At 60.0% G+C, this 16,604-nt stretch carries 14 protein-coding genes and 2 tRNA genes; 3 read left to right on the forward strand and 13 right to left on the reverse strand.

The annotated features are described in order from the left end of the window. The first annotated feature begins 14 nt into the window (after positions 1-14). Positions 15-884 carry an oxygenase MpaB family protein gene (locus A0O30_RS26475; RefSeq protein WP_028699675.1) on the forward strand — a complete coding sequence of 290 codons (870 nt, stop codon included), beginning with the start codon at positions 15-17 and terminating at the stop codon, positions 882-884. A gap of 78 nt (positions 885-962) precedes the next feature. Further along, a complete protein-coding gene (locus tag A0O30_RS26480; RefSeq protein ID WP_105948686.1) occupies positions 963-3,899 on the forward strand; it encodes a DUF748 domain-containing protein in 2,937 nt (978 codons plus the stop codon). A gap of 59 nt (positions 3,900-3,958) precedes the next feature. Here A0O30_RS26480 and A0O30_RS26485 read toward each other — a convergent pair whose 3' ends face one another. Further along, a complete protein-coding gene (locus A0O30_RS26485) occupies positions 3,959-4,372 on the reverse strand; it encodes a VOC family protein (protein WP_016391800.1) in 414 nt (137 codons plus the stop codon). 60 nt (positions 4,373-4,432) lie between these two features. On the opposite strand from A0O30_RS26485, the gene A0O30_RS26490 reads away from it, so the two are divergent. Beyond that, entirely contained in the window at positions 4,433-4,735 is a 303-nt protein-coding gene (locus tag A0O30_RS26490) for a putative quinol monooxygenase (protein WP_060498440.1), read from the forward strand. Between the two features lie 76 nt (positions 4,736-4,811). Here A0O30_RS26490 and A0O30_RS26495 read toward each other — a convergent pair whose 3' ends face one another. From A0O30_RS26495 to secG, 12 genes are all read right to left on the reverse strand, one after another. Next, a complete protein-coding gene (locus A0O30_RS26495) occupies positions 4,812-5,162 on the reverse strand; it encodes a BON domain-containing protein (protein WP_105948687.1) in 351 nt (116 codons plus the stop codon). A gap of 318 nt (positions 5,163-5,480) precedes the next feature. Next, entirely contained in the window at positions 5,481-6,899 is a 1,419-nt protein-coding gene (locus A0O30_RS26500; RefSeq protein ID WP_177410317.1) for an IS1182 family transposase, read from the reverse strand. Between the two features lie 113 nt (positions 6,900-7,012). Further along, positions 7,013-9,118: a polyribonucleotide nucleotidyltransferase gene (gene pnp, locus A0O30_RS26505; RefSeq protein WP_014859357.1), complete on the reverse strand. Its 2,106-nt coding sequence runs from the start codon at positions 9,116-9,118 to the stop codon at positions 7,013-7,015. A 250-nt stretch (positions 9,119-9,368) separates the two neighbouring features. Then, a complete protein-coding gene (gene rpsO / locus A0O30_RS26515; RefSeq protein WP_003249971.1) occupies positions 9,369-9,638 on the reverse strand; it encodes a 30S ribosomal protein S15 in 270 nt (89 codons plus the stop codon). A gap of 147 nt (positions 9,639-9,785) precedes the next feature. After that, positions 9,786-10,703, reverse strand: coding sequence for a tRNA pseudouridine(55) synthase TruB (truB, locus tag A0O30_RS26520; RefSeq protein WP_016712081.1), 918 nt, complete (start codon positions 10,701-10,703; stop codon positions 9,786-9,788). A 3-nt stretch (positions 10,704-10,706) separates the two neighbouring features. Next, a complete protein-coding gene (rbfA, locus tag A0O30_RS26525; RefSeq protein ID WP_009685351.1) occupies positions 10,707-11,105 on the reverse strand; it encodes a 30S ribosome-binding factor RbfA in 399 nt (132 codons plus the stop codon). Between the two features lie 118 nt (positions 11,106-11,223). Continuing rightward, positions 11,224-13,764: a translation initiation factor IF-2 gene (gene infB, locus A0O30_RS26530; RefSeq protein WP_060498442.1), complete on the reverse strand. Its 2,541-nt coding sequence runs from the start codon at positions 13,762-13,764 to the stop codon at positions 11,224-11,226. 27 nt (positions 13,765-13,791) lie between these two features. Then, positions 13,792-15,273, reverse strand: coding sequence for a transcription termination factor NusA (nusA, locus tag A0O30_RS26535; RefSeq protein ID WP_009685349.1), 1,482 nt, complete (start codon positions 15,271-15,273; stop codon positions 13,792-13,794). 59 nt (positions 15,274-15,332) lie between these two features. Continuing rightward, positions 15,333-15,791, reverse strand: a complete 459-nt coding sequence (gene rimP / locus A0O30_RS26540) for a ribosome maturation factor RimP (RefSeq protein ID WP_009685348.1) — start codon at positions 15,789-15,791, stop codon at positions 15,333-15,335. A gap of 130 nt (positions 15,792-15,921) precedes the next feature. Next, positions 15,922-15,998, reverse strand: a tRNA-Met gene (locus A0O30_RS26545). A gap of 100 nt (positions 15,999-16,098) precedes the next feature. Beyond that, positions 16,099-16,184: transfer RNA gene (locus tag A0O30_RS26550), tRNA-Leu, on the reverse strand. 21 nt (positions 16,185-16,205) lie between these two features. Further along, positions 16,206-16,604, reverse strand: coding sequence for a preprotein translocase subunit SecG (gene secG, locus A0O30_RS26555; RefSeq protein ID WP_016712084.1), 399 nt, complete (start codon positions 16,602-16,604; stop codon positions 16,206-16,208).

Consider the following 16,604-nt stretch of genomic DNA (forward strand, 5'->3'; position numbering starts at 1 on the left):
CACCGCAGGTCGCCATGGAAGCCCTTCGTCGCCGTATCGAAACCCAGGTCATGAGCCTCACCGGGCTGGCCCTCGGCCAGCTCGACCTGGAAACGCCCAAGGGCGACCCCGGCCTGTTCGGCCCCCACAGCATCAGTTGGCAAGTGCATGGCGACTTCCCGAGCATGCTTGTCGGCGGCATCAGTGCACTCATGCTGCAGTTACTGCACCCGCTGGCCCTGGCCGGTGTGTGGGACCACTCCAATTTCCGTGAGGACCTGATCGGCCGCTTGCGCCGTACCAGCCAGTTTATTTCCGGTACCACCTTCGGTTCTACGCGCGATGCCGAATGGCTGATCGACAAAGTGCGCACCATCCACCTGCAGGTCACCGGCACTGCGCCGGATGGCCGCCCTTATGCGGCCAGCGACCCCGACCTGCTGACCTGGGTTCATGTGGCAGAGGTCAGCAGCTTCCTCGCTGCCCACTTGCGCTACCGCAACCCGCAGCTGTCGCGCGCCGAGCAAGATGCCTACTACGCCGAAATCGCCCTGATTGCCGAGCGCCTTGGCGCCCGTGACGTGCCACGTTCGTGCCAGCAGATCGAAGACTACCTGCTGCGCATGCGTGCGCAGTTGCGCTGCGACAGCCGCAGCCACGAGGTAGTCGGGATTCTGCTCGACGCCCCGGCCCCCAGCCGCCTGGCACAGCCGGTGGGCAAACTGATGCTGCACGCCGGTATCGACCTGTTGCCGGATTGGGCCCAGACCCTGCTCGGCCTGCAGCACGGGCCCTTGCAGCGGCGCCTGATACGCCTGGGCCTGCGACGCACCGCACCGGTATTGCGCTGGGCCATGCGAGACGGTTCGGCGCACCGGGCCAAACGGCGCATGGGCATCGAATAAGGTCAAATGGTCGCCCCTGCGGAACTGATTTAACGTGCCATACTCCAAGCACTCCTGCTTAGACAGACGAAGCGACACATGTACAAAGGATTGACTCGCGCCGCTGGCGCAATCTTGGCCCTTGTGGCCCTCTACAGCCTGCTCGGCTTTCTCATTCTTCCCGGTGTGGCACTGCGCATCGCCAACCAGCAGTTGGCCCAGTACGCGACGGTGCCGGCCCACCTCGAACGGATCGAACTCAACCCCTTCAGCCTGGAGCTGACATTGTGGGGCCTGCAGATCGGCGAGCCCGGCAAGGAACAGGTCGGGTTCGAGCGGCTGTACGCCAACCTCTCGCTCGACAGCCTGTGGACCAAAGCCTTGCACCTGGAAGCCGTCGAGCTCGACAAACCGCGTAACGAGGTGCTGTTTGCCAAGGACGGTAGCCTTAACCTGACCGGCCTATTCAAGCTGCCCGCCAGCGAAGCCAAACCTGACGAGCCACCCAGCGAGCCGTTTCCGCTGCGCATCGGTAGCATCAAGCTCATCGACGGCTACCTGCATTTCGAGGACTTGCGCCCCAGCGAGCCGATCGAGTTCCTCTACGACAACATGAACCTGGAGCTGAAAAACCTCAGCACCTTGCCCGACGACAGTGCCGACATGACCCTGGTGGCCAACGGCCCCAATGGCGGGCGCATTGATTGGAACGGGACCCTGAGCCTGTCACCGATCGCCTCTGAAGGCACGCTGAAGATCACGGAAGGCAAAATGAAGGCCTTCTGGCCGTACGTACGTGATGCTGTGCCACTGGTGCTGGAAGACGGTGTGGTCAGCCTCGACACGCACTACAAGCTCAACCTCGCCAAACAGACCGAGCTGTTGCTGGAAAACGCCTCCGTGCGCATTGCGCCGTTCGCCATCAAGGCCCCGGACGGCCGCCCCTTGGCACGCCTGGCCAGCCTGGAGGTGAGCGAAACCTCCGTTGACCTGGTCAAGCAGCAGGTCACCGTAGGCAAAATCCGCAGCGAGAAACTCGAAACCTGGGCTGCGCTGGAAAAAGACGGCCAGCTCGATTGGCAAAAGCTGTTTGCCAGCCAGCCTGCCAAAGCCACGCCGAAGGAAAAGACAGAGCCGGCTGCCGCCGAGCCGACACCTGAGCAGCAAGCCGCCAAAGAGCCGAGCAAGCCTTGGCAAGTGCTGCTCAAGGACGTGCAATTGCGCAACTACCTGGTGCACCTGGCAGACCGCAGCCAGAAAGAACCGGTAGCCTTGGACATCGGCCCGCTCAACGCCGACCTGCAAGGCTTCGACAGCCTCAACCAGTCGCCCTTCACGCTCAAGCTCGATACGGGCGTAGGCAAACAAGGCAAGCTGCAGGCGGCCGGCCAGGTCAACCTGGCGCCGATATGGGCCAAGCTGGACGTAAGCACCCGCGATATCGACCTGCGCGTAGCACAGGCCTATATCAGCCCGTTCATTCTGCTGGAACTGCGCAGTGGCATGCTCTCCAGCGACCTCAAGGTCGACCTGAAGAACACCGCACCGCTGGCCTTCAATATCACGGGCAAGGCCCAGGTGAACCAGCTGCACACCCTCGACACCATCAAGAGCCGCGACTTCGTCAAGTGGCAGCAGGTGAACGTCGATGGCTTGTCTTATGTACACGGCGATGCCTTGTCGATCGACAAGGTAACCCTGCTGCAACCCTATGCACGCTTCATCATCAACGAAGACCGCACCACCAACGTCAATGACCTGTTGATCCCGCAACCGGCTGGCACCCCGGCGAAAAGCCAGGCCAAGCCGGCCGCCGCCAGCAGCGACAAGCCGCTGGGTATCCACATCGGCCAGATCGACATCAACGACGGCTCGGCCAACTTCGCCGACCTCTCCCTCACCCCCAACTTCGCCACGGCCATTCAGCAGCTCAATGGCCAGATCGGCACCATCGACAACCGCAAGCCGGTGCCGGCCAAGGTCGACGTGAAGGGCAAGGTCGACCGCTACGCACCGGTCACCATCAAGGGCGCACTCAACCCGTTCAACCCGCTGGCCAGCCTGGATATCGCCACCAGCTTCAAGCGCGTCGAACTGACCACCCTCACGCCCTACTCCGGCAAGTTCGCAGGCTTTCGCATTCGCAAAGGCCGGCTCAACCTCGACCTGCACTACCTGATTACCAACGGCCAGCTCAAGGCCGAGAACAAGGTGGTGGTGGAGCAACTGCAACTGGGCGAAAAAGTCGACAGCCCGGACGCAGTCGACCTGCCTATTCGCCTTGCGGTGGCGTTGCTCAAAGATACCGAGGGCAAGATTTCGATCGAGCTGCCAGTGTCTGGCGACCTCAACAACCCGCAGTTCAGTGTGATGCCGATCGTCTGGCAAACCCTACGCAACCTGGTACTGCGCGCGGCACAGGCGCCGTTCAAGTTCATCGGCGGGCTGATTACCGGCGGTGGCTCGGAAGACCTGGGCAACGTGGCTTTCGCCCCTGGGTCCAGCGAGCTCAGTGGCGATGCCCAGTCGTCCCTGGACAAGCTGGCATCCGCGCTGAAAGAGCGCCCGGAACTGCGCCTGGAAATCGAAGGCACCAGCGCCCAGGCCAGCGATGGCCCGCTGATCGCCCAGCAGCGCCTTGAGCGTGAGTACCAGGCCACCTGGTACAAGATCCTGCAACGCCGGGGCGACAAGGTGCCGGCCAATGCCTCGATGCTGGTGGTGGACGACAGCGACAAACCGGCAATGCTCGAAGGCATTTACCGCACTCGCCTGAAGCAGCAGCCACCTGCCGAATGGGAGCAACTGGGCCGCGACGAACGTACCGCCAAGCTGCGCGAGGCAGTGATCAAGTCGTGGGCCGAGAGCAGCGCCTTGCTGCGCACGCTGGGCCAGGAGCGGGCCAGCAGTATCAAGGATTACCTGGTGGACAAGGGCAAACTGGAAGATGACCGGGTGTACTTCATCGATACCAGCCTGGGGCAGCCTGAAAGCGATGGGCGGGTGGTGACGCCGATGCACCTAGACGCTGAGTAATCTCTAAAAGCAGGCCCGGCCTCTTCGCGGGTTCACCCGCGAAGAGGCCAGTACAGGCTTCACACCAGCCGCTGCCCCGACACTGCCGGGTGATACAGCGGCTGCACCTTGTTCCCCGCCGGGTCCAGCAGGTGGAAGCTACGCGCCCCGTCACCGTGGTTGAACGGCCGGTCCAGCAGCGTCACACCGTGGGCCTTGAAGTACTGGTACCACGCCTCCAGCTCCTCCACGCTGTCCACAATGAACCCGTAATGATCGAGCGTCTGCAACCCATTGGACGCCCCTGCCCCACGTCCCAGCGAAAGGTTGTCGTTGCCACAGGTGAGGTACACCAGGTCTTCGTTGGCACGGTTCAACACCTCCATACCCAGCACATCGACATAAAAGCGTTCGCACTCTTCCAGGTTGGGTACCAGCAAGGCGATATGGCGCAAGCCATTCAGGCGGCCGGGGCGTGCAGGCAATTCGGACATTGGCGAGACTCCATTTTTGTATACAATTCACCAGTGAATTTAAAACAAAAGGAGCGACTTGTGTATAGCCTGTTTATCAAGACCCGTGTGAAGCCCGGTTGCGCCGAGGATTTCCTGACAGCGATCAAGGTCAATGCCGCAGCTTCTGTCACCAACGAGCCAGGCTGCCTGGTATTCGATGTGTCGCAGGACCGACTCGATCCGCAGGTAATCTACCTGTACGAAATCTACCGCGATGATGCCGCCTATGAAGCGCATACCCAGACCGCACACTTTCGTGACAGCCGCCCACTGGTAGAGCCGCTGATCGTCGAGCAGGAATGCTTCGAAAGCGATGTAATCGCCCTCAACCCGGGCTACTGAGCGCAAAAGCAAAGCCCCGGCACAGGCCAGGGCTTCGGTAGCGGTGGCCAAATCCGTTTGGCCGACGGGACATCCCTTATTCGGACTTCAGGCCATCAGCCGAAACGGCCTGGACGCCTTTGATCTTCTTGGCGATGGCGACTGCCATCTCTTTCTGTGCATCGGTAATGGCCACTTCGGACGACAGCGACACGACACCTTTATTGGTCTCGACTTTGATGTCACTGCCTGGCACGCCTTTCTCGGTCATCAGGTCAGCCTTGACCTTGGTGGTGATCCAGGTATCAGAGGTAGCTTCCTTGGCTTTGGTCACCTCACCGGCCGCCAGCGTCATGGGGGCCTGGGTGGACTGTTGGGCGAATGCCGCGTTAGCCATGGTCAGGGTCAGAGCGGTAGCAGTAGCGGCAGCAATGGCGAACTTCTTCATGTGGGTCACTCCTGTTTATCGAAAGGTCTGCGCCGTATGTCCTGGCGGCAGGTATGAAGGTAGTTGCATGTGCTGTGCCAGCTTTACCGCCGAAAATTAACCCTTTTAAATCAATCAGTTAGCAAAAAGACATCACTTTCAGTGTCGTGCACTTTGCAATCTGCACGGTAAACCTGCATGCAAGATGCAAGTCCGCAAAAGGTTCCCGCAGCCCATGAAAAAAGGGCCCCGAACAGACTGTGTGAAAACACACTGACAGGCCTAAAACAAACGCCCCGACTTGTTCGGGGCGTTTGTTTTTGTGCTGAAAAAGGCTCTTCAGCCCATCAGTCGCATCATTTGCTTGGCCCCCAAGACACTAATCGCCCGCTTGAGGTTGTAAGCGGTCACAGCAAGAGCCATTTCAGCTCTTGTGCCTTCGAGTTGTCGCTGCAGGAAGCGCCCGTTTCCAAATAGCCATTGTTTGAGATTGCCAAACGGGTGCTCAACGATGGATCGACGCCGCTCCATCATCTCTGGATGTAGCTGCATCCGCTGCGCCATGCGCTCGAAGGTTTCCTCTTGAGCGTGACGCGAGACATAGCGGCGCTTGGCCGTCGTGCATTGGGCTTTCAGCGCGCACCTGGCGCAATCATTGATCGCCGCCTGGTAGATCCGGTCGCCCTTGTAGCGCTGCTTCAGCGTTAGCCACTGACCTGCCGGGCACTGGTACCGATCCTGTTCGGCATCGTAGGTAAAGTCCTTGCGCTCGAATAATGCCTCTCCACCTGGGTTCGAGGTTCGGTTTGGCGGCACATACGCGGTAATGGCGGCTTCTTCGCAAGCCTGGAACTGCAGGCCATTTGAGTAACCCATATCGGCTGTCACGGTTAGCGATTCTTGCCCCAACTCAGCCTTGGCAGCTTTCGCCATGGGTTCAAGTTGCTTGCGGTCATCACCATCCTGCGTCACCTCGTGATGCAAAATGAGACAGTGTTCTGCGTCGACAGCAGTCTGCACGTTATAGGCAACACGAGCCCCCTTTGGCGTGCGCATCATTCGGGCATCGCTTTCGTGCGTGTTGAATTGCTCCAGTCCCATCGATTGCATCAAGGCCTGGCAACTGCGATTGTCTTGCTGCTTGGCCTCAAGCTCCGCCAAGGCTGCCTTGATCGCAGTACGATCTACCACCGGCTCACCCTCAGTCTTATCAGCGGCATCCAGGTCAGCCAGGTATTGGGCGATGCGTTTATCCAGCTTCTCGTCCTGACGCTTGAGCTGATTCAAGTTCAGGTGGCGTCGCGCGGAAGCGACTGCCTGAAACTTGCTCCCGTCGATGGCAACCAGGTCACCGGCAATCAAACCGGCAGTTCGGCAGAACTGCACAAAAGCTCGGCACGTCGTAACGAACGCAGCTTTGTTGTTCTTGCGGAAGTCGGCGATGGTCTTGAAGTCGGGTTTAAGCCGGTTGATCAGCCACATCACTTCGATGTTGCGCTGGCATTCAGCTTCCAGGCGACGGGACGAACGAATGCGCTGGAAATAGCCATAAAGGTAGAGTTTGAGCTGATCGGCGGGATCGTAGGCGGGGCGCCCTGTGGCCTTGGGCTGAGTTTTCTCAAAGCCGAGCTTACCCAGATCCAGCTTGGCGACATACAGGTCGATGACCCGTACGAGGTGATCTTCAGGGATCAATTCCTCCAGCGAGACCGGGAACAGGCTGGTCTGACTGCGGGACTCTCCTTGTATGTAGGCCATAACGAAAAATGCTCCGTATCTTTCGATACGGAGCATTTTCTTAAAGGGCCGGGCAGATTGCTAGGTTTTCACACAGTCTGCGAAGGGCCCTTTTCCTGTTGCGTGGCAGTCGCTTAGACGCCCGAAGCCTTGGCCGCGGCAACGTCCTTGATCGACAGCTTGATACGGCCGCGGTTGTCCACGTCCAGTACCAGTACTTCAACTTCCTGGCCTTCTTTCAGGATGTCGGTGACTTTCTCGACACGAGCATCGCTCAGCATGGAGATGTGCACCAGGCCGTCCTTGCCAGGCAGGATGTTGACGAAGGCGCCGAAGTCGACGATACGCTCAACCTTGCCGACGTAGATCTTGCCGATTTCGGCCTCGGCGGTGATGCCCAGGATGCGCTGCTTGGCAGCATCTGCAGCTTCCTTGGTTTCGCCGAAGATCTTGATCGAGCCATCGTCTTCGATATCGATCGAAGCCTTGGTCTCTTCACAGATGGCGCGAATGGTGGCGCCGCCTTTACCGATGACGTCACGGATCTTGTCGGTGTCGATCTTCATCGCGATCATGGTCGGGGCGTTGGCCGACAGCTCGGTACGCGACTGACCAATGATCTGGTTCATCTGACCGAGGATGTTCAGGCGCGCTTCCAGGGCCTGGCCCAGGGCGATTTCCATGATCTCTTCGGTGATGCCGTTGATCTTGATGTCCATCTGCAGCGCGGTGACGCCTTTGGCGGTACCGGCTACCTTGAAGTCCATGTCGCCCAGGTGGTCTTCGTCACCGAGGATGTCGGTCAGGACCGCGAACTTGTCGCCTTCCTTGACCAGGCCCATGGCGATACCGGCAACTGGCGCCTTCATCGGCACACCAGCGTCCATCAGGGCCAGGGAAGCACCGCAGACCGAAGCCATGGAGCTGGAACCGTTGGATTCGGTGATTTCCGAAACCACGCGGATGGTGTACGGGAACACGTCGGCGGCCGGCAGCATGGCCTGGACCGAACGACGGGCCAGACGGCCGTGGCCGATTTCGCGACGGCCAGCACCGCCCATGCGGCCACACTCTCCTACCGAGAACGGTGGGAAGTTGTAGTGCAGCATGAAGGGGTCTTTCTTCTCGCCTTCGAGGGTGTCCAGCAGCTGGGCGTCACGGGCAGTACCCAGGGTCGCAACGACCAGAGCCTGGGTTTCGCCACGGGTGAACAGTGCCGAACCGTGAGTTTTCGGCAGCACGCCTACTTCGATGTTCAGCGGGCGAACAGTCTTGGTGTCGCGGCCGTCGATACGTGGCTTGCCGTTTACGATGTTTTCGCGAACGGTGCGGTACTCGATTTCGCCGAAGATATCTTTGACTTCGGAGGCCGAAGGCTGGCCTTCTTCACCCGAGAACTTGGCAACGGCCTGGTCACGCAGCTCGCCCAGGCGCGCGTAGCGGTCAGCCTTGACGGTGATGGTGTAGCCCTGCGAAACCGCTTCGCCGAACTCGGCGCGGATGGCGTTGAACAGCTCGGTGTTGGCAACGGCTGGTTTCCAGTCCCAGGTCGGCTTGCCAGCTTCGGCAGCCAGTTCCTTGACAGCCTGGATAACGGCCTGGAATTCGTCGTGGGCGAACAGTACGGCACCCAGCATCTGGTCTTCGGTCAGCTCTTGAGCTTCCGATTCAACCATCAGTACGGCGTCGGAAGTACCGGCTACGACCATGTCCAGGCTCGAAGCAGCCAGTTGCTCGTAAGTCGGGTTCAGCAGGTAGCCGGTGCTTTCGTGGAAGGCAACGCGAGCAGCGCCGATCGGGCCTTCGAACGGAATGCCGGAGATGGCCAGGGCAGCCGAAGTACCGATCATCGCGGCGATGTCCGGGTCGGTCTTCTTGCTGGTGGAAACCACGGTGCAGACGACCTGCACTTCGTTCATGAAGCCTTCCGGGAACAGCGGACGGATCGGACGGTCGATCAGGCGCGAGGTCAGGGTCTCTTTCTCGGAAGGACGGCCTTCACGCTTGAAGAAGCCACCCGGGATCTTGCCGGCGGCGTAGGTCTTTTCCTGGTAGTGAACCGACAGCGGGAAGAAGCCCTTGCCTGGATCAGCCTGTTTGGCGCCTACCACAGTCACCAGCACGGTGACGTCGTTGTCGACGGTAACCAGCACAGCGCCGGTTGCCTGACGGGCAATACGGCCCGTTTCGAGAGTAACGGTCGATTGACCGAACTGGAAAGTCTTGATTACCGGGTTCACGGTTTCCTACCTTTTTCAGTGGCTCTTGGGGGAACTGGTTTCTTGCGAATTCTTGGGCAGAACGGGGAATCGGCCCCATTGACCGTCCAGATACAACACGAGGCTGGGAGCCTGGCACCAAGCGGAAAAACCGCTCAGCATTGCCAGGCTGCCAACCTCGGAGATACGCGTGGCGTGTCCAACGGCAGCGCTGCAAAACAGCCCTGCCGAAGCCTGCGACACGCCATGCACACCACTGACCAGGCCGCTATTAGCGACGCAGGCCCAGGCGACCGATCAGGGCGCTGTAACGAGTGGTGTCTTTGCCCTTCAGGTAGTCCAGCAGCTTACGACGCTGGTTAACCATACGGATCAGACCACGACGGGAGTGGTGGTCTTTATCGTTGGCCTTGAAGTGGCCTTGCAGCTTGTTGATGTTGGCGGTCAGCAGAGCAACCTGCACTTCCGGGCTACCGGTATCGCCGGCGGCTTGCTGGTATTCGGCAACGATCTGAGCTTTTTCTTCAACGCTGAGGGCCATTTGGCTTCTCCTGATAACGGATCCCGCAAGCGGGGTCCAATAGGCCAGGGACAAATCCCTGTATTAATAAAAAAGGTGTGACCGTGCCTACTGACAGCCACCCTTGATGCCGTGGGGTTCGGCTACTGCCTGGCCCCCCGGTTTCGGTCATTCCGACCGAATCAGCCGACGCGGCGCAATGCGCCCGTCTTCGCTCACTTCACCGATACCGATGAAGCGCGCATTGTGATCCTGTACCCGGACCATGCCAAATTGTGGCGCGTCCGGTGCGCGTACCGCCTGCCCATGCAGCCAGTAGAACGCACTGTGTTCGGACAGGCACACCAAAGGCCAGTCCTGCAGGCCGCTGTCCGATGGCATCAGGAAGCGATCGAGCGCTTCGTTGCCACCTTCGGCGTGGGCCTGTTCGAGTTCCTCGAGGGTGACCGTCTGTGCCAGCGCGAAAGGCCCGGCCTGGGTCCTGCGCAGCTCGGCAACATAGGCGCCACAGCCAAGGGCCTCGCCAATATCCTCCACCAGGGTGCGGATATAGGTGCCTTTGCTGCATCCTACGCTCAACCGTGCACGGGTGCCTTCGCACTCGAGCAACTCCAAGCGGTTAATAGTAACAGAACGCGCCTCGCGCTCCACTACCTCTCCTGCACGAGCCAGCTTATACAGTGGCTGGCCGTCACGCTTGAGCGCCGAGTACATCGGCGGTATCTGGCTGATCTGGCCACGAAAACGCGGCAACAGCGCCTCGATGTCGGCGCGACCAACGGTCACGTCGCGGGTCTGCAGCACCTCACCTTCGGCATCGCCGGTGTTGGTAGTCTGCCCCATCTGCATGACGGTTTCGTAGCCCTTGTCGGAATCGAGCAGGTACTGCGAAAACTTGGTCGCTTCACCGAAGCACAGCGGCAGCACGCCGGTTGCCAGCGGGTCGAGGCTACCGGTGTGGCCGGCCTTTTCCGCATTGAGCAGCCAGCGCACCTTTTGCAGGGCGGCATTGGAGGTGAAACCCAGCGGCTTGTCGAGCAGGATGATGCCGCTGACGTTGCGGCGGATACGTTTGACCTGGGCCACCGCTTACTCCTTGGTGTCCGGCTCGTCGGCTTCCTTGTGCATGCGGTCTTCGGCCACTGCACGTTCGATCAGCGCCGACAGATGCACACCGCGGCTGACGCTTTCATCGAAGTGGAAGTGCAGTTGCGGCACGCTGCGCAGCTGCATCGAGCGGCCCAGGTGCAAACGCAGGAAGCTGGCAGCGCTGTTCAACGCCTTCAGCGACTGCTGCACGGCATCTGGCGTTTCCTCGCCCATGACGGTGATGAACACCTTGGCATGGCCCAGGTCACGGCTGACGTCCACGGCGGTGATGGTCACCAGGCCAACACGCGGGTCTTTGACTTCGCGACGGATCAGCTCGGCCAGCTCGCGCTGCATCTGATCGCCAATACGTTGGGTACGGCTATATTCTTTGGCCATTCTTGTTACCTGTAACTTAAAGCGGCAAACGCCCGGTCAGACCAATGCCTGACCGGGCGCTACCTGTAGAGGTGCTGAAAACCGCCGCGTAGAGAAGCGGTTTGCAGCCAGCTCACCCTTAGAGGGTACGAGCAACCTGGACTTTCTCGAAGACTTCGATCTTGTCGCCGACCTTGACGTCGTTGTAGCTCTTGACGCCAATACCGCACTCCATGCCGTTACGCACTTCGGAGGCATCGTCCTTGAAGCGACGCAGCGATTCCAGCTCGCCTTCGAAGATCACAACGTCTTCGCGCAGTACGCGGATCGGACGGTTGCGGTACACGGTACCCTCGATGACCATACAGCCAGCGATGGCGCCGAACTTCGGCGAACGGAACACGTCACGTACTTCGGCAACGCCCAGGATGTTCTCGCGAACATCGCTGCCCAGCATACCGGTCAGGGCCTTCTTGACGTCTTCGATGATGTCGTAGATCACGTTGTAGTAACGCATATCCAGACCTTCCTGCTCGACGATCTTGCGGGCGCCGGCATCGGCACGCACGTTGAAGCCGAACAGTACTGCATTCGAAGCCAGCGCCAGGTTGGCGTCGCTTTCGGTGATACCACCGACGCCGCCACCAATCACGCGCACCTGAACTTCGTCGTTACCCAGGCTGCCGAGCGAGCCCTGCAGTGCTTCCAGGGAACCGCGCACGTCGGTCTTGAGGACGATGTTGAGGGTCTTCTTCTCTTCCTGACCCATGGTCTCGAAGATGTTTTCCAGCTTGCCGGCGTGAGCACGTGCCAGCTTGACCTCGCGGTACTTGCCTTGACGGAACAGGGCAACTTCGCGGGCTTTCTTCTCGTCGGCAACCACGGACAGCTCGTCACCGGCTTCCGGAGTACCGTCCAGGCCGAGGATTTCGACCGGGATCGACGGGCCGGCTTCCTTCACAGGCTTGCCGTTCTCGTCGAGCATGGCGCGCACGCGGCCATAGTTGGAACCGCACAGGACCATGTCGCCCTGACGCAGGGTACCGTCCTGAACCAGGATGGTCGCCACCGGGCCGCGGCCCTTGTCCAGGCGCGATTCAACGACCACGCCACGACCTGGAGCGGTCGGGGTAGCGGTCAGTTCGAGAATCTCGGCCTGCAGCAGCACGGCTTCGAGCAGCTCGTCAACACCGGTACCCATCTTCGCCGAAACCTTGACGAACGGTGTGTCACCACCCCAGTCCTCGGAGGTAACGCCTTCGACGGCCAGCTCGTTGCGGATGCGATCGAGGTCGGCACCCGGCTTGTCGATCTTGTTCACTGCAACCACCAGCGGAACGCCAGCTGCCTTGGCATGCTGAACCGCTTCGCGGGTTTGCGGCATCACGCCGTCGTCCGCCGCCACCACCAGGATGACGATGTCGGTGGCCTTGGCACCACGGGCACGCATGGCGGTAAACGCGGCGTGGCCAGGGGTGTCGAGGAAGGTGACCATGCCACGGTCGGTTTCCACGTGGTACGCACCGATGTGCTGGGTAATACCACCGGCTTCGCCAGCAGCCACCTTGGCACGACGGATGTAGTCGAGCAGCGAGGTCTTACCGTGGTCAACGTGACCCATGACGGTAACGACCGGTGCACGCGACTCGGTCTGGCCTTCGAACTTGAGCGATTCGGCCAGGGAGTCTTCCAGTGCGGTATCGCTGACCAGGGTGACCTTGTGGCCCAGCTCTTCTGCGATCAGCTGAGCGGTTTCCTGGTCGAGCACCTGGTTGATGGTAACCGGGGTGCCCAGCTTGAACATGAACTTGACGACTTCAGCGCCCTTGACGGACATCTGGTTGGCCAGTTCAGAGACCGTGATGGTCTCGCCGATGGTTACATCACGGATGATGGGGCCAGTCGGGTTCTGGAAGCCGTGCTGGTTGCGCTTCTTCAGCTTGCTCTTGCCACCGCGGCCACGGCGTACGCCATCGCTTTCTTCATCGGTGGTGCGCGGTGCGGCACGTGGAGTCGGAGCCTTTTCCTTCTCCTTGACCTTGACCTTGATCGACACGCGCGGGGCTTCGCCACGACGCTCGCCGCCACGACGGTCTTCGTCACGGGTACGGCCTTCGTTGCGACGGGCTTCGTCCTTCTTGCGCTCGGCAGCACGGGCTGCGGCGTCTTCGGACGCCGGGGCGTCGGCGACTACCGGGGCCGGAGCAGCGGCAGGCGCCGGCTCAGGCTTGGCGGCTGGCGCAGGTGCGGATGCAGCAGCTTCGGCGGCCTGACGGCGAGCCTGCTCTTCGTTGCGCTGGCGAACTTCGGCCTCGACCTTGTCGCGAGCGGCATTTTCAGCCGCGCGGCGCTCATCCAGCTCACGCTTCTGCTCAGCCTGGATTTCTTCCGGGCTGCGCTGCACGAATACTTTCTTCTTGCGTACTTCTACGCTGATGCTCTTGCTACCGGCGACACGCAGCGTGCTGGTGGTTTTGCGCTGCAAGGTAATCTTGCGCGGCTCTTCCGCCTTGCTCTTGTGGCTGCTCTTCAAATGAGTCAGCAGGGTCTGCTTCTCATTGTCGGTCACTACCTGACCGGCGTCGGTGTGCGGCAGACCTGCCTCACGCATCTGCTGCAGCAGGCGCTCTACCGGTGCCTCGACCTCTTGGGCCAGTTCTTTCACCGTGACTTGCGTCATGCACTTCTCTCCTCAGGCCGCGCCTAATTACTCGAACCAATGGGCTCGGGCGGCCATGATCAACTTGCCGGCACGCTCTTCGTCGATGCCGTCGATGTCGAGCAGATCGTCGATCGACTGCTCGGCCAGGTCTTCGCGGTTAACCACGCCGCGCACCGCCAGTTCAGCCGCCAGGTCCTTGTCCATGCCCTCAAGGGAGAGCAGGTCTTCGGCCGGGTGGGCGTCTGCCAGTTTTTCTTCGGTAGCGATGGCCTTGGTCAACAAACGGTCCTTGGCTCGAGCGCGGAGCTCATTGACGATATCTTCGTCAAAGCCATCGATGTTGAGCATTTCTTCCAACGGTACGTAGGCAATTTCTTCGAGGCTGGTGAAGCCTTCGTCGACCAGCACTTGGGCCAGCTCCTCGTCGACTTCCAGCTCATCGATGAAGTTACGCAGGATGTCACCGGTTTCGGCCTGCTGCTTGGCCTGGATGTCCTTCTCGGTCATCACGTTCAGGGTCCAGCCGGTCAGCTGACTGGCCAAACGAACGTTCTGACCACCACGGCCAATGGCCTGAGCCAGGTTGTCCTCGGCGACGGCGATGTCCATGGCATGGGCATCTTCATCAACGATGATCGCCGCGACTTCAGCCGGCGACATGGCGTTGATGACGAACTGCGCCGGGTTATCGTCCCACAGGACGATATCCACACGCTCACCACCCAGCTCCCCGGATACGGCCTGGACGCGCGAACCACGCATGCCGATACAGGCGCCTTGCGGGTCGATGCGCTTGTCCTTGGAGCGGACGGCGATCTTGGCTCGCGAACCCGGATCACGGGAAGCAGCCATGACTTCGATCAGGCCCTCGGCAATTTCCGGCACTTCAATGCGGAAAAGCTCGATCAGCATCTGCGGCGCGGTGCGCGACAGGATCAGCTGTGGGCCACGGTTTTCGGTGCGAATTTCCTTGAGCAGCGCACGCAGGCGCACGCCAACACGGAAGGTTTCGCGCGGAATGATGTCTTCGCGGGCCAGCAGGGCCTCGGCGTTGTTGCCCAGGTCAACGATAACGTTGTCGCGGGTAACCTTTTTGACGGTGCCGGAGATGATCTCGCCAACGCGCTCACGGTAGGCATCGACCACCTGCGCACGCTCGGCCTCACGGACCTTCTGCACGATGACCTGCTTGGCGGTCTGGGCGGCGATACGACCGAACTCGATGGACTCGATCTTCTCTTCGATCACGTCACCGACCTTGGCTTCAGGGTGGGTGTCCTTGATCTTGTCCAGCCAGGTCTCGATTGCCGGATCATCAAGATCGGCTTCGTCGACCACGGTCCAGCGACGGAAAGTCTCGTAGCTACCGGTGTGGCGGTTGATTTCCACACGCAGGTCGACTTCGTCTTCAAAACGTTTTTTGGTTGCAGTGGCCAGAGCCACTTCCAGCGCTTCGAAAATGACGCCGGGCGGTACACCTTTTTCGTTGGATACCGATTCAACAACCAGCAGTACTTCTTTGCTCATCGTACGCCTCGCCTTGCGCAAGCCATTGGGCCCGGACAGTTCACCGGGCCCGGCACGTCTCAGTCAAAACTGGGAATAATATTGGCCTTGTCGATCGAGTCGATCGGCAACAGGAACTCCTGGTTGTCCACCTGGACCACCACGTCCTGCTCCTCCACACCGCGGAGAAGGCCCTGGAAGTTACGACGACCCTCGAAGGGTGAGCGCAGCTTGATCTTCACTTGTTCGCCGGCATGCGAGGCAAACTGTTCCAGAGTGAACAGTGGGCGATCCATGCCTGGAGAAGACACCTCGAGGGTGTACTCACTGCTGATTGGATCTTCCACATCGAGGATTGCGCTGGCCTGACGGCTGACCGCTTCGCAGTCGTCCACCAGGATGCCACCTTCCTTGTCGATGTAGATGCGCAGTACCGAATGCTTACCCTGGGAAACGAACTCGATCCCCCAGCACTGATAGCCCAGACCCTCGACAACCGGGGCCAACAAGGCCTGCAACTGTTCTAGCTTGCTCGACACCTGAACCCCCTCGTGCATGCTGTGCAAATAAAAAATGGGCGAAGCGCCCATCCCTGAAAGCGCCGTTGGACAACGACGCCGAAAACTGTTCGGTTAGCAAAAAGCCCCTGAAAAGGGGCTCCGCTGAAGCTGGTTGCGGGGGCTGGATTTGAACCAACGACCTTCGGGTTATGAGCCCGACGAGCTACCAAGCTGCTCCACCCCGCGACAAAGCTGGGGCAAAAGTATAAGACCGAACCCTGTTGAGGGTCAAATCCGAACCTTCACCTGCAAGAAAGCCCGCTAAAGCGGGCTCTCAAGCTTTAATTGGTACCGAGAAGGGGACTCGAACCCCTACACCCTATGGGCACAACCACCTCAAGGTTGCGTGTCTACCAATTCCACCACCTCGGCAATACTACTACTTGAAACCCGTTACTTCTGCTCTTGTGCCGGAGGAGGTACATCACCCGAGTTGCTGGTGGTTTCGCTCTTCTGCTGCTGGAGCACCGGTACATCATCATTAACTGCCGGTTTCTGCGGCTCTTTCACTTCTAGCACTGCTGGATCTGGAAGACCTGCTTGGCTAAGCTGGTGAGCTTGTTGCTTCGCGAAGTATCCTAACCCAAGTGCTGTCAAAAAGAAAGTGGCAGCGAGTATAGCAGTTAATTTACTTAGGAACGTTGCAGAGCCCTGGCTTCCGAATACGGTGTTTGAGGCACCCGCGCCGAAAGATGCACCTGCTTCAGCACCTTTACCCTGTTGCAACAGAACCAGCACTACTAGCGACAGCGCTGCCAACAGATGAAAAACAACGATGACTGTTTCCAGCAT

Source organism: Pseudomonas sp. LLC-1, from assembly GCF_002992185.1.
Taxonomy (GTDB): domain Bacteria; phylum Pseudomonadota; class Gammaproteobacteria; order Pseudomonadales; family Pseudomonadaceae; genus Aquipseudomonas; species Aquipseudomonas monteilii.

What these genes read in the sequence shown, in the direction of transcription:
- A0O30_RS26475 (WP_028699675.1), top strand. Translation starts at nt 15, where the DNA reads ATGGAAGCCCTTCGTCGCCGTATCGAAACCCAGGTCATGAGCCTCACC.
- A0O30_RS26480 (WP_105948686.1), top strand. Translation starts at nt 963, where the DNA reads ATGTACAAAGGATTGACTCGCGCCGCTGGCGCAATCTTGGCCCTTGTG.
- A0O30_RS26485 (WP_016391800.1), bottom strand. Translation starts at nt 4,372, where the DNA reads ATGTCCGAATTGCCTGCACGCCCCGGCCGCCTGAATGGCTTGCGCCAT.
- A0O30_RS26495 (WP_105948687.1), bottom strand. Translation starts at nt 5,162, where the DNA reads ATGAAGAAGTTCGCCATTGCTGCCGCTACTGCTACCGCTCTGACCCTG.
- A0O30_RS26500 (WP_177410317.1), bottom strand. Translation starts at nt 6,899, where the DNA reads ATGGCCTACATACAAGGAGAGTCCCGCAGTCAGACCAGCCTGTTCCCG.
- rpsO (WP_003249971.1), bottom strand. Translation starts at nt 9,638, where the DNA reads ATGGCCCTCAGCGTTGAAGAAAAAGCTCAGATCGTTGCCGAATACCAG.
- rbfA (WP_009685351.1), bottom strand. Translation starts at nt 11,105, where the DNA reads ATGGCCAAAGAATATAGCCGTACCCAACGTATTGGCGATCAGATGCAG.
- infB (WP_060498442.1), bottom strand. Translation starts at nt 13,764, where the DNA reads ATGACGCAAGTCACGGTGAAAGAACTGGCCCAAGAGGTCGAGGCACCG.
- nusA (WP_009685349.1), bottom strand. Translation starts at nt 15,273, where the DNA reads ATGAGCAAAGAAGTACTGCTGGTTGTTGAATCGGTATCCAACGAAAAA.
- secG (WP_016712084.1), bottom strand. Translation starts at nt 16,604, where the DNA reads ATGCTGGAAACAGTCATCGTTGTTTTTCATCTGTTGGCAGCGCTGTCG.